This window comes from Bradyrhizobium sp. NBAIM14 (assembly GCF_020193895.1).
Lineage (GTDB): Bacteria > Pseudomonadota > Alphaproteobacteria > Rhizobiales > Xanthobacteraceae > Bradyrhizobium > Bradyrhizobium yuanmingense.
Genome location: NZ_JADYVQ010000007.1, coordinates 219,713 through 232,604, shown reverse-complemented (window position 1 = coordinate 232,604; position 12,892 = coordinate 219,713). Strand labels below are relative to the sequence as shown.

Below are 12,892 nucleotides of genomic sequence, written 5' to 3'. Positions count from 1 at the left end.
CCGCGCGACAAAGCGAGAGGTCGATCCTTTCTATTGGCAGGCGACAAGTGCCGCAGGCGAAATCACGGAGATTTGCAATGGATAAGACACCACAGGATTGGCCGACGGCGACCGATCGCCGCCAGTTTCTCGGCGCCGCCACCGCGATGGGCGCCATCGCGGCGACAGCTGTTCACGCAACTGCGGTCGGCGTTTCGAGCGCCAGTGCGCAAGCGCCAGCCGGCACTGCATCGCGTGCGCCTGCGGCGGGGCCGGTACTCACCCGAACGATCGGCCGCACCAACGAAAGTCTGCCCGCGCTCGGACTGGGAACGTTTCTGACTTTTGACCTGCTGCCCGGCAGCAATCGCGACGCGCTGCGAGAGGTCACCAGGAAATATATAGATGCCGGCGTCCGGGTGATCGATACATCGCCGCTCTACGGTACCGGCGAGGTCAGCGTCGGTGGATTTCTCAGCGCGATGGGCGTGACGGACCAGATGTTCATCAGCAACAAGATCTGGTCGACCGGCGACTACCTGGCCGACGAAAGCCACGCCTTGGCCAGCATGGAGCAGTCGAGGCTTCGGCTGTGGCGCGACAAGATCGACGTGCTCCACTGCCACAGCCTGGTCAATGTCGACGCGATCGTGCCACTGCTGCGCGTATGGAAGAGAGAGGGCAGGATTCGCTATGTCGGCGCCTCGGTCCACGAGAATGACTATCACAACATTCTCGCAGGCTTGATCGACAAGGATCTGGTGGACATCATCCAGGTCAACTATTCGATCTTCAATCGTCACGCCGAGGAGCGCGTCCTTCGCGCGGCGAGCGACAAGGGCGTCGGCGTGCTCACAAATATGCCGCTCGAAAAAGGCCGCTTGCACAAGATCGTCGAGGGCCGGCCGCTGCCCGATTTTGCCCGCGATATCGCTGCGGAGAATTGGTCGCAGTTCTTCATCAAATGGGTCATGGGCCATCCGGCGGTGACGACCGTTCTTGCCGCGACATCGAACCCGGATCACGCGGCCGAGAATGTCGGCGCGCTGCGCGGTCCTCAGCCGGATCAATCCATGCGGCAGCGGATGGCACGGCATATGGAAAGCATTCCCGGCTTCGCCAATCTCGCGTCGATGCAATGGTATCCTGACAAGCAGAGCATGTACCAGGGCGTCATCCGCCGTTCGCAGGCGGCATTGCGTCAGCGCATGAGTTGATCGATGAATGGCAGGCGCGCAGGGTCGACGCCTGCCCTTCTCACCTGGAAGCAATACAGGAGAAGTTCATACATGAAATGGCGCTCGATTGCTTTGCGATGTGGCTTGATGGCCGTTACCGGCGTTGCATTCGCCGATCCTGCCCAACGCGAGAATCTGGGCAAGTTTGCCATCGACCGGACCGAGGTCACGATCGGCCAGTTTCGCAATTTCGCGGCTGACAAAGCTCTGAAGACCGCGGCCGAACAGGAGGGAGGCGGACACGAATTCGCGGACGGCTGGATCCGTCGCCGCGGCTGGACATGGGCGACACCTTTCGGAGAACCGGGCAGCGACGATGAGCCGGCGGTGCATGTGTCGTGGAACGAAGCTCGTGACTACTGCTTAGCCGTGGGCGGACGCTTGCCGACCCTGGAAGAATGGGAAAGAGCCGCCTATACCGAAACGCGTGCGAATCCTACCGACGATTTCGTAAATGGACGCACCTATCCTTATCCTGTCGGCGATAGACCTGACGGCATGAACACATCCGATAGAGATCGCTGGCCGCGGCATGCAGCCGTGGGTACCACCAAGCGGGGTGTCAACGGTCTGTACGATATGGGTGGCAATGTCTGGGAATGGCTCGCGGATCGGCGGGGCGATGAGGCACTGACGGCCGGCGGATCGTGGTGGTATGGTGCGGACAAGACAAAAGCGTCAGCCGTACAGTGGAAATCGGCCGACTTTCACGCGGTCTATATCGGGTTTCGTTGCGTTTACACGGCCCAATAACCCGTTCAGGTGAGGGCCCAACACACCCTGGGTAAAGGCCGACGGCCGGCGAGTTGCGCTAAAGACAAAGCAAGCATGCGCGGCGCTGCCGACGACCGACTTATTGGTTTGCCGCCGCCGCAGCAGTCGCCACATATTTCGTGTAGAATTCGGCGACCCGGCCGCGCCACATGCCGACGAACGCTTCTGACGTCACGTTGTCGACCGATTTCCAGGTGCGCTTGAAGGCCGGAAGTGCATTGCCCCAAATCGCGCGTTTGCACCACCGCTCACCCTTCTCCTTGCCTTCGCTGGTGGCGCACATCGATTTCCACGCGGCGCGAGCGGGCCGGCTGATGTGCTCGGCGGCGCCTTCCCAGCCCTGCTGATGAATCAGGTAGAGATCGCTCATGTCCGGCTTACGGTGGGTGATCCACTCGAACAGGACGCCCTCGGTAATGATCTTGTAGGCGGCGGCGACGGCGTTATCCCGCGGACTGCGAATCTGCCCGAAGCCGAACTTCCCGAACTCATAATAGCTCAGCTGAAACAGCCCGATATAGGACCCGGTGCGTTGATTGGGGTTGAAACCGGATTCGATCTTGGCAACCGCCATCATGAAATTGAAATCGAGACCAAACGCGTCGGCAGCGCGCTTGATTTCTTCGGTCGGCGTTCCCAGCGGAATGTCCCTGAACGCACGCAAGACGATCTCCGCCGGTTTCTCGGCGGGCGGCAGTTCGGACCAGACGTAGTAGGCCAGATGACGGAAATCCCGCGTCGACGCCGCTTTCGGCGCACCGTTGGACGCATCGCGTTCCGGCGGCAGCGATTGGACGACATCCTGTCCCAACGAGGCCAATTTCGGCGCGACGGGTTGATCGACGATCTCGGCTTCGGTGCGTAGCGGTGCCGAACCTGCCGACATCACCGCGCCCGGCTCTGCTCTTTCTTCCCGAAGCGCTGCCGCAAGTCTGGCGGATGCCTCTGCGTAGGCGGCCGGCGTCACCACGTTCGTGGGAGCCGCCATGCTCGCTGCAGCCGGTATGCTCGCTGCCGCTTGCGACATGACATCGGGCACCGTCGCGGCCGGTCTGTTAGCGGCGGCCAGAAAGAGTCCCGCGGATGCGAGAACAGCCACGATGCAGCTGGTCTGCCAGGCCTTCATTGCCCGAAGTCCAATGACGGCTTCTGTAGGAAGGCTGTTCGCATGTTCCTGCGACCTGTGGGTGAGCACTCTTCGTACAATCTTAAGGTTTAAATGTGGTGAACGAGAGCAGGCATTCTGCTTCGCAACCCGATATGTCCCTCTTGGGCCACAAGCGGCTCCTGGCGGAGGACGCTCGTGGGTCGGCCATGGGCGCATATGCTGCCAATGGGATCCGATCTCAGCGGCTTCCGCGCTACACCCCGCAACCGATGCGCCGACAGCCACCGGAACCGTCGGCTACGGGCCAGAAGCGGAAATGATGCGCCAGTGGTTTTAGCGGGCAGCCTATGCGTCGCAGCGAGCTCGGCTACTCAGCGCCGCTCGTTCCGGAAGATGGATCTGAACAACTCAACTGAAGGCCGCACCAGCTGCCATCCTCGCAATCCAAGAATCTTCTTGCAGGCAAGAAACCACCAACGACGTGAATGTTGAACGCTTGGGTCAATACTCAACGCAAGTTCGGCAAGGCGTGCTGAGGTGTCTATCGCTCCTTCGTTGAAGGCAATGCTTGCGCGGACGATCGCGTCAAGTGCCAATTGGCGGGTCAACCAGTTCCTGAGATCGTTTGCCAGCATCGCGGCGCCGCCATTCAGGAAATGTTCGATAGCCGCCTTGCGTTGGAGCAGGTTTAGCTCCGGTGAAGGCTCACTCGACATGTTGACTGAGTGGTATCGATACACGGCCTGGTCCGCACCAATGAATCCGACGTTGCCATGTGCGGCGAGCCGCATCCACATTTCCATGTCGGAGGCGTAGGGCAAGTCTGCTAGATACCCGCCCAGTTTTTTCTGCAGGCTCGTGCGAACCACGACGGTCGGTGACACCACAATACATTGTGCACGACTAAGAGTGATGAACTCGAGTCCGGACAAGATGCGCGTTCGGAGATCCACTTCCGTTCCATAATAGCTTCTGTAGAATGGATGATCCCCGCGCTGGTCTAGAACAACCGCGCCTCCGAAGGTGAAAGCGACAGAAGGGTGATTGTCCATCAGATCGACCGATCTCGACAGGGCACCGGGCAGCAGGTAGTCGTCCGCAGACAGCAGAAGCATATAGTCGGCGCTCGCCCAGGCAATGCCCTCGTTGGCGGTCGCGATGAGACCTTGATTCCAGATGTGCCTGCGGTAATCGACGCGGGGATCGGAGCACCGTAACTCTTGCGCAACTTCCGCGGTATTGTCAGGTGACGCATCATCGATGATGAGCACGCGCAACTCGGGACCGGATTGCGTCAAAACGCTCTCGACGCACTCTCGCAGGAAGTGCCCATACCTGAAGCAGGGAACAACGACGTCTACGGAGCTCATTTTTTGTCGGATTCCACCGACGATCGAGCCTCGATCCATCTGTTCAAGAAAATACTATTGAAAGGGTTCCGGGCCGGCTGGCACCGGCCAGCTCATCCGGTCCAACGCTGCCGATGGCACATCCCCTCCTTGGCAACACGGAGGCCGCAATGGGTCAATCGCGGCGATCCGGCCCGGCTTAGGTTAGGCCCGGTCTACCTCTGACAGCCGACATATCCTCGGTCATGGAATGCCGCAGCGATGGGCCAAAGGCTGACATGCAGAGGCCGACGATCTAAAGGTTCGTTGCGCATGTATGACCCGATGCTTTTTCGAAGACTTCAGGCTCGGCTTGCCTCAAGAACTGAGATCGCCCGGGCGGTCGAAATGACCCGCTCAAGCCGCAGACCTGCGGCGGCAAGCAAAGCGGCAAATTCGCTCTCGGTTCGCTCGACGCCCCCCGTAACGACAAGCATGTTCGCATCGATTAGCTTGATCGTATTTCGTTCGTTTCCCGGGGGAATAATAGTCTCCGCAATTAACACTCGTCCGTGGGGTTTCATTACCTCTCGGCAATTGCGCAGGATGCGTACCGCTTGCTCGTCATTCCAATCGTGAATGACCTTTTTCATGATATAGACGTCCGCACCGGCTGGAACGGCGTTGAAGAAATTGCCGGCCACGAACGAGGTCTGCGGCGGGAAACTTGCCGCATCAGCCCGCGCTGCCTCAACCCCCGCCGGTAGGTCAAACAATATGCCGGAAAGGTGAGGGTGTCTCTTTAGGATCTCCGAAAGCAGCTGTCCATGGCCGCCGCCGACATCGACAATCTGAGAAAACGCACCAAAATCACACGCCTCTGCTACAGCTTCATTGGCGCCTTGGCTAAGCGCGATCATCGCCTGCTGGAATAGCGAAGCCGCGTCCGGATGGTCCGCCAGCCAATCGAACCTTGGCTTTCCAAATACGGTTTCGAACGTCGGCAAACCCGTTTGCACTGAATGAGTGAGCTGAGCGAAGGCGAGATAGGGCTCCCTGTTCATCATTCGGATCAGGTCGCGGGGACTTGAGGGCGCGTCGGAAAGCAAGGCTGCGCCCAATTCGGTGAGTTGGAAACGGCGGGCCGAGGTTTCGCTAAAGACCCCCTCGGCGGCGAGAAGCCGCATAATCCTATAGAGCGCATCGCAGTGACAATGCGTTTCCTCCGCCAGATCGTCGACGCTCCGCTCTCCGGCGACCAAGCGATCCGCAACGTTGAGATCTGTCGCAACGCGCAAGGCTTGGGAGACCATGAAGCCAAGGCCCAGGTGAATGAGTTGTTGAGAAGGACTATACATAGCTTTCCTTTCAAACAGCCGCCGCCTCACGGCGCCCGTGGTCTCAATATCACGACCTGAAGTGCCGGTAAGGGATGATAATTTAGCCGAGGGTGCAGTGTTTGTCGTTCGATGTAGACATCCCGCTCAGGTCGATGTCCGGTTCGGGTCAATAATCGACTCGGGTAATCCTCTATCGGGCAGAGATCACCTAGGCTGGATCGTCGTCCTGAGTGCGCGGCGGCTTCTTTTTCGCTACGGGCAATGGGCGTCTGATATGTCCAAATCTGGCGTTAGGATCAGTAAATGTCCCCGGAATCGGCTTCTGGTCGCATTCGCCCAATTTGAACCTGATGCAATTCAGTTGCTGACGAAAAGCGCAGGTGCATGTGCATGGTCAAAACTTCTTCTTACCTTTCGACATCTGGTCTCGCGCTGCGGATGTGTGACTTATGTGGTTGCGTAAGGTGGTTATCCACCTCTCGACCGAGAGCGCTTTGGGTCAAGCCTAACGAAGTCGACCACCGTCGCGGACGTTCGGTCCGCCTTTGGGAGACCAGGTGGTTCACGACCTCAGGGTCTCGGACCATCGCCTTTCAGCCTACAATGCCATCCCGACAATCCAGGCACGGGCACATGCCCGTCGCCGCAATCGGGCTGGGCTGCGAAAAGAAGAATTTCTGCGACAATCAGTGCCATCAAAGCCAAAGACCACAAGGCACGCACATCCGAATCCCGCTAAATGTTGGTTTGCACAACCTATACGCGACGCCAGATCTCGTAAAGGCTAACCGCTTCCATTCTAAATGTATCGATCGACTGACGCAGGCATTTCCAAGCGAACTGGAGGCGATGATCACGAAGAGTCCGCTTCGGGTCAATCGCACCATTTTCGGCCCGGACTTGAGATGTCCGCTTGTATCCCGACAGCGGCGGACTAGCAGACATCTTTCAACCGCCGCTTAGGGCCACAAGGAGACGTGTTGCCGACTTTGTGTCCCTCCGTGACGCGGAAGAATGGGTGAATTGGAAGCAGGGCGTTCCGAAGCTCAACCCTTATGCCATTGAATAGGCCAAGAGGGCCGACTTCCGCTCCGGGTCAAAGGCTGCCTTGACCGGTCATAACTTTGGCGGTTCAACGCCCGACAGCTGACCTCGCGGCGCCCGAGCTGTGGTCTAACACGGGCCATAAAGCGGAGCTTACGAAACCGCGCGTAAGCCACCGAACGCTTCCCCACAAGCGACGAGATGAATTGCGAACTCGATAGCCTCGCGACTGCGCGCTGATTCCGCAATCGCAAAATTCTCAGAATGCTCTTTTCGTCCCGTTAACCTACTTGGAGCCGGTTGAGGAACGGGCCGACAAATCATCGCTTCCTCCTGGACAAGAATCTTGTTGCAGGCGTCCCTTTGCGGGCGCCGGGAATTCATGGAGGCGTGTATGCGAATGAAGCTTTTCTATGCGGCCACGCTCTGCGTTGCATTGTCCGCAGCAGCACCACTCGTGCAAGCCCAGGTGGGCGCGGGTGTTGGCGCCGGTGTTGGAGGTGTCGGTGCAGGTGCTGGTGCGGGAGTGGGTAGCGGTGGCGTCGGCGCCGGTGTTGGTGCCGGGGTTGGCGGCGTTGGCGCGGGTGCCGGCGCCGGAGTGGGCGATGGTGGCGTGGGTGCCGGCGTTGGCGCCGGAGTTGGTGGTGTCGGCGCGGGTGCTGGCGTCGGAGTGGGCAGTGCTGGCGTCGGTGCTGGAGCGGGCGCCGGAGTTGGCGGAATTGGCGCTACGGGGGGCCTGGGTGTCGGCGGAGGCGCGGCGGGAGCTGGCGCAGGTGCGAGTGTTGCAGGAGTTGGTGGGGCAGGCGCGGGAGTTGGTGTCGGTTCTGGCAGCGTAGCTACTGGGGGGATCGGCACCGGCGGGCTTGGCACTGTTGGCATTGGTCCTGGTGCCGCGGGAGCCGTGGGCACTTCAAATAGTGGCGTTGCCAATGCAAACAACAGCTCTGGATTGGCAGGCCTCAATCCTGCCAACGTCGGCACAGCCTTCGCGACATTGGAGGTCGCAGAGCAGCAGCGGGTGTTGCGGCGCTGTGCAGCTGTCCTGAAACAGCCGGGTCACTACGACCGAGAAACACGGGCCGTTTGCCGTGTGATAGCCGCTAAATAGGTAAAGATCGTCTTGTCTTTTTCGAGAGCGGAATCGACGGATAGACAAATAGGAAGAAGGCTCGGCAGGAGAACGCCGAGCCTTATCTTCAGGCCGAGCTATCGGTCTCACTGCAAGCTGACTTCGCTCCCAACTCCTTGGAGAACAAGACCCAGTCTCCGCGAGCACGCCAAAGCTTGGTGATAATAAGTCATGCGTTCGCCGGCTCTCGCGCGTCCCCACGCGCGGGGATTTACCAGCGATCCGAAATCGCTCGAGGGCGAGGATCATATGTCCTACCTCAATCAAGGACTGCAGACGGCGGAAAACAGGATCCTGGCCGAGAGTTTCTTTCGGCTCAAGGCCCGGATAGAAGATTCCAGGCCGGGACCTGATGGACAGTAAGGACGACAAGTTCGGGGAATGCCACGCCATTGGCGACCGCTCGCTACCTTCCGCTTCGGGCCGAAACACGAAGAACTGAAGTTCAGCAAATCTCGTCCGCTCTGCCGCAACGAGCGGACCTCCGTGGCCGACGCGCATCTTCGCCGATGGGCCACAAGGAGACGTGTTGCCGACTTTGTGTCCCTCCGTGACGCGGAAGAATGGGTGAATTGGAAGCAGGGCGTTCCGAAGCTCAACCCTTATGCCATTGAATAGGCCAAGAGGGCCGACTTCCGCTCCGGGTCAAAAGCGGTCCTCGGAGGGCGACGCTCGGGAGGACGGCTACGGGCCAAAGCCGGACATATGTCCGACGAGAGCGAGCCAAACCGGCGCCGATATGAAGCCTAGGGCGCCGGCACGCCGAACGACTTGAGTCCGTCCATTGCATTCGCGTTCTTTGGATCAATCGCCAGCGCCGCCTTGAAGTCGGCAACCGCTTCATTGCTCTTGCCAAGGCTCTGGTAAGCTGTACCGCGCCACGCCAGCGCAGCGCTCGATCGCGGCATGACCCTCAACACCGCGTCGAAATCGGCGATCGCGTCTTGATAGTGACCGAGACGCAACGACGCGTAGCCGCGTCCAAGATTGGAGTCGGCAGCTTCGCGCTGGATATAGCCGCGAGCGAGAGCCAGAGCCTTGTCATAGTCGGTCTTGGCCTCCTTGAACTTGCCGAGACGGTTGTAGGCACTTCCGCGCTCGCGATAATAGCGCCCGGCTTGAGGGGTCCATCGTATCGCTTCGCTGTACCGTTCGGCCGATTTTTCATGCTGCCCGAGCTTTGCATAGACTTCGCCTTCGCCGAACGGGAAGGTGCCGTCGCTAGGAACAAGTTCCCCACCCTTGCGGAAATCGGCTAGCGCATCGTCGTAACGTCCGCGCCTGATAAGATAGAAGCCGCGCTTGGCATAGAAGGAGGGATCAAGCGGCTCGATCTGCAAGGACGCGTTGTAGTCGGCCTCAGCGCGGTCGTACTGTTTCAAATTCTCATAGGCGAAGGCCCGCTGGCGCAGCAGGGCGCGGCGAGCGTCGGCGCGATACGAGCTCTCCTCCAATCCTTGAGTGTAAAGGTCAACCGCACGCTGGTAGTCATGTGAGCGCTCGGCCTGACTGGCGCGCTTGTTAAGGGCCGTCAGCGAATCGTCAGTCGTCAGGACCTCGTCGCTAGGCGGAGGTCCATTCAAGAGGCTTGCGAGTTGCCACTGATGCCAAAAATGCAGGGCAGTACGCAGAATGCCCGCAGATATCACCATCATGAGAATGAACGCAGCGATGACAATGATCCAGCGGCGGGGCGTCATGGCGGAAAAGTCTAATCGCGACCGGTAAACAAGCAAGCGACACTTTCGGGTTGATTAACGATGAATCCCCAAAGCGGGGACACTCAATGAATGCGCAAGCCCCTAGGAAATTACGCTTTCGCTCGTGTGCCGGTAAAGAAGAGCATGATACAGGGCGATGCGGATGTCCGCTTCGGGTCAAAAGCTGACGCTAGGCAGGCAGCGCGGCAAGGTCAGCTTTGGACCAGAAGCAGACAAAGTCACGACCATCTATTTGCCGCATCCACGACCGTTTCTGGCCAGCTTGATCACGAAACGAATACCTTCAACGTCGAGTGACGGAGCGGACGCGAGCATCATTCTGTCGACGTCGCGCCGTGCGGGCAGCCAGTCTTCCCCACCCGATCAGCGCACAAAACACGATGGCGGCAGCCATCGTGGTGTGACCACTGAACATCACGAGGCCCACGCTCCAGCTCTTTGCGGCCACGAGGATGCCGAGCGCCAGCAGCAGCACCCCTGCACCGGCAGCCCGAAGTCCATAGGTCGTCACCCGCGGCAGCGCCTTGCCGAAAATATCGCGCTGCTGGCGGTGCGTGGCGAAAGCCAGCGCAGCAAAGCCCGCCAGACACAGCCCAAGGGCAAGCAGATGGATCATTCTGCCGCACCGCTTGAAGCAATGGTGACCGGCACCTGCGGCATGCGCTTCGATTGCACAATGGATCGGTTCCGGGCGGTGCGAACAGCCAGAACAACATGGAGCAATGCGAGTGCAGCACGTCACGTCGATGCCGGCGAACCCCCAGTCGCCTTGCGCCAGGCTGTGCCACAGCGGCCGCTGCGTCGTCAGCGCGTTGAGGACGGGCAAGAGGGCGCTTGTGGCGAACCTGCAAGCCAAGCCGGAGAAATTCGGGCGCGGCGCGGTGAGCTCAAGCTATCGATACGGAGCAGCAGGACGGGTTCGTCTCATCCACGTTCCGCGATGGTGGCATCATACGCCTGTTTTGCCCGACGATCAAGCGAATTTCGCAAAAACAGAAAATTGACCGTTTCCCCGGGCCGATCATGCCTCGATTTGCGGTCGATGTTCGCGCCGATCTCATCGCGCTCGTAAGCCGTTGATCTTGCTACCCCCGGCTACTGTGCATGGGGTTGTTTTCGAACTTCCGTTTTGACGACGCGAAGACGCCACACCAAACCGTGCCAGATCCGGCTCACGCCCGCTACTTCATCACCCGCAGGCCCTTGGTCGTGAACCGCTGCGTCCTGCCGCCGGGCCGCATTGGCCGCTTGGTGCCGGCGGCCTTGCCGGTGCCGGGCGGCTGATGTGCTGGCACGAGCTGATGCGGCTGCGAGCCGATCAGGTCGCGGCGGCCCATCTCGATCAAGGCTTCGCGCAGCAGCGGCCAATTGTCGGGGTCGTGGTAGCGCAGGAACGCCTTGTGCAGGCGGCGCTGGCGCAGGCCCTTGATCGCCTCGACCTTGTCGCTGCCGCCGTGGCGCACGCCGCGCAAGGGGTTGACGCCGGTGTGGTACATCGCAGTCGCGGTCGCCATCGGCGAGGGCAGGAAGGTCTGCACCTGGTCGGCGCGGTAGCGGTTCTTCTTCAGCCACAGCGCGAGGTTCATCATGTCCTCGTCGGTCGTGCCCGGATGCGCCGCGATGAAATAGGGGATCAGGTAATATTTCTTGCCGGCGCGTTCGGCCGCCTCGTCGAACATGCGCTTGAACTTGTTGTAGGCGCCGATGCCCGGCTTCATCATCTTGTCGAGCGGGCCGCGCTCGGTATGTTCAGGGGCGATCTTCAGGTAACCGCCGACGTGATGGGTGACGAGCTCCTTGATGTATTCGGGGCTCTCGACGGCGAGGTCGTAGCGCACGCCGGAGGCGACCATCACCTTCTTGATGCCTTTGGTCTCGCGCACCTTGCGATAAAGCCGGATCAGATCGTCATGCGAGGTGTTGAGGTTCGGGCAGATCTCGGGGAAGACGCAGGAGGGACGGCGGCATGCCGCCTCGACCTTCGGGTCCTTGCACGCCATCCGGTACATGTTGGCGGTGGGGCCGCCGATGTCGGAGATGACGCCGGTGAAGCCCGGCGTCTTGTCGCGGATACGCTCGATCTCGCGCAGGATCGAGCCTTCCGAGCGGTTCTGGATGATGCGGCCCTCATGCTCGGTGATCGAGCAGAAGGTGCAGCCGCCGAAGCAGCCGCGCATGATCGTCACCGAGAACTTGATCATCTCCCAGGCGGGGATGCGTGCATCGCCATAGGACGGGTGCGGCGCGCGCGCGTAAGGCAGGTCGTAGACCGCGTCCATCTCTTCCGTGCTGAGCGGGATCGGCGGCGGGTTGAGCCAGAGGTCGCGGTCGCCGTGGCGCTGCACCAGCGGCCGCGCATTGCCGGGATTGCTCTCCCGGTGCAGCACGCGCGAGGCGCGCGCATAGGCTTCCTTGTCCTGCTCGACCTGCTCCAGCGCCGGCAGGCGGATCACTGTAGCGCCCTTCTGGCGCGATGCGCCCTCGTCGGCGGACTCGAGATCGTCGGCGTGCAGCTCGGTGTAATCGTCCGGGACCTTGCGGAACAGCGCCACGCCCCTGATGTCGTCGAGCTCGCGCGGCGCTTCGCCGGCCGCGAGCCGGTGCGCCACTTCGACCACGGCACGCTCGGCGTTGCCGTAGAGCAGCAAGTCCGCCTTGGCATCGGCCAGCACCGAGCGGCGCACCTTGTCGGACCAGTAATCGTAATGCGCGATCCGGCGCAGCGAGGCCTCGATGCCGCCGAGCACGATCGGCACATCCTTGAACGCCTCGCGGCAGCGCTGGGCGTAGACGATCGTGCAGCGGTCCGGCCGCTTGCCGCCCTCGCCGCCCGCCGTATAGGCATCGTCGCTGCGGATGCGGCGGTCCGCGGTGTAGCGGTTCACCATGGAATCCATGTTGCCGCCGGTGACGCCGAAGAACACTCTTGGCTTGCCGAGCGCCTTGAACGGCTCCGCCGAATGCCAGTCCGGCTGCGCGATGATGCCGACCCGAAACCCTTGCGCCTCCAGCAGCCGGCCGATGATCGCCATGCCGAAGCTCGGATGGTCGACATAGGCATCCCCGGTCACCAGCACGATGTCGCAGGCGTCCCAGCCGAGCGCGTTCATCTCGGCGCGGCTCATCGGGAGGAACGGCGCCGGCTTGCGCGGGCGCGCCTGGGCCATCAGCGGCTTTTCGGCGGTGGTCATCTGGGTGTCCATGGCGCCTACGCATAGGGCTCCGAGGCCA

9 protein-coding genes are annotated in these 12,892 nt (G+C 60.9%); 3 read left to right on the top strand and 6 right to left on the bottom strand.

The genetic code is table 11. The features are described 5' to 3' along the window. Window positions 1-77: 77 nt before the first annotated feature. Entirely contained in the window at window positions 78-1,196 is a 1,119-nt protein-coding gene (locus I6F28_RS19795; RefSeq protein WP_036041701.1) for an aldo/keto reductase, read from the top strand. 72 nt (window positions 1,197-1,268) lie between these two features. Further along, the gene (locus tag I6F28_RS19790; protein WP_036014475.1) at window positions 1,269-1,970 is read left to right on the top strand and encodes a formylglycine-generating enzyme family protein; all 702 of its coding nucleotides are present in this window, start codon (window positions 1,269-1,271) and stop codon (window positions 1,968-1,970) included. Window positions 1,971-2,070: 100 nt separating this feature from the next. Here the strand turns inward: I6F28_RS19790 and I6F28_RS19785 are convergent, their stop codons facing one another. The 3 genes from I6F28_RS19785 to I6F28_RS19775 form a co-directional block, all read right to left on the bottom strand. Further along, a complete protein-coding gene (locus I6F28_RS19785) occupies window positions 2,071-3,117 on the bottom strand; it encodes a lysozyme family protein (RefSeq protein ID WP_225140574.1) in 1,047 nt (348 codons plus the stop codon). A gap of 353 nt (window positions 3,118-3,470) precedes the next feature. Beyond that, entirely contained in the window at window positions 3,471-4,469 is a 999-nt protein-coding gene (locus I6F28_RS19780; RefSeq protein ID WP_225140573.1) for a glycosyltransferase, read from the bottom strand. A gap of 320 nt (window positions 4,470-4,789) precedes the next feature. Further along, complete coding sequence (locus I6F28_RS19775; RefSeq protein WP_057028272.1) at window positions 4,790-5,785, bottom strand: methyltransferase; 996 nt, start codon at window positions 5,783-5,785, stop codon at window positions 4,790-4,792. Window positions 5,786-7,293: 1,508 nt separating this feature from the next. Here I6F28_RS19775 and I6F28_RS19770 point away from each other — a divergent pair. Further along, window positions 7,294-7,647, top strand: a complete 354-nt coding sequence (locus I6F28_RS19770) for a hypothetical protein (protein WP_157786011.1) — start codon at window positions 7,294-7,296, stop codon at window positions 7,645-7,647. 1,039 nt (window positions 7,648-8,686) lie between these two features. Here I6F28_RS19770 and I6F28_RS19765 read toward each other — a convergent pair. The 3 genes from I6F28_RS19765 to I6F28_RS19755 all read right to left on the bottom strand — a co-directional run bounded on the left by I6F28_RS19765 (window position 8,687) and on the right by I6F28_RS19755 (window position 12,864). After that, window positions 8,687-9,640 (bottom strand): tetratricopeptide repeat protein, encoded by a 954-nt coding sequence (locus I6F28_RS19765; RefSeq protein ID WP_225140572.1) that lies wholly within the window; start codon window positions 9,638-9,640, stop codon window positions 8,687-8,689. 304 nt (window positions 9,641-9,944) lie between these two features. After that, window positions 9,945-10,487 (bottom strand): DUF3325 family protein, encoded by a 543-nt coding sequence (locus I6F28_RS19760; protein WP_225140571.1) that lies wholly within the window; start codon window positions 10,485-10,487, stop codon window positions 9,945-9,947. 355 nt (window positions 10,488-10,842) lie between these two features. Continuing rightward, window positions 10,843-12,864 (bottom strand): YgiQ family radical SAM protein, encoded by a 2,022-nt coding sequence (locus I6F28_RS19755; RefSeq protein ID WP_225140570.1) that lies wholly within the window; start codon window positions 12,862-12,864, stop codon window positions 10,843-10,845. Window positions 12,865-12,892: the final 28 nt, after the last annotated feature.

Coding starts and splice junctions, on each gene's coding strand:
- I6F28_RS19790 (WP_036014475.1), top strand. CDS start 1,269: ATGAAATGGCGCTCGATTGCTTTGCGATGTGGCTTGATGGCCGTTACC.
- I6F28_RS19775 (WP_057028272.1), bottom strand. CDS start 5,785: ATGTATAGTCCTTCTCAACAACTCATTCACCTGGGCCTTGGCTTCATG.
- I6F28_RS19755 (WP_225140570.1), bottom strand. CDS start 12,864: ATGGACACCCAGATGACCACCGCCGAAAAGCCGCTGATGGCCCAGGCG.
- I6F28_RS19795 (WP_036041701.1), top strand. CDS start 78: ATGGATAAGACACCACAGGATTGGCCGACGGCGACCGATCGCCGCCAG.
- I6F28_RS19765 (WP_225140572.1), bottom strand. CDS start 9,640: ATGACGCCCCGCCGCTGGATCATTGTCATCGCTGCGTTCATTCTCATG.
- I6F28_RS19785 (WP_225140574.1), bottom strand. CDS start 3,117: ATGAAGGCCTGGCAGACCAGCTGCATCGTGGCTGTTCTCGCATCCGCG.
- I6F28_RS19780 (WP_225140573.1), bottom strand. CDS start 4,469: ATGAGCTCCGTAGACGTCGTTGTTCCCTGCTTCAGGTATGGGCACTTC.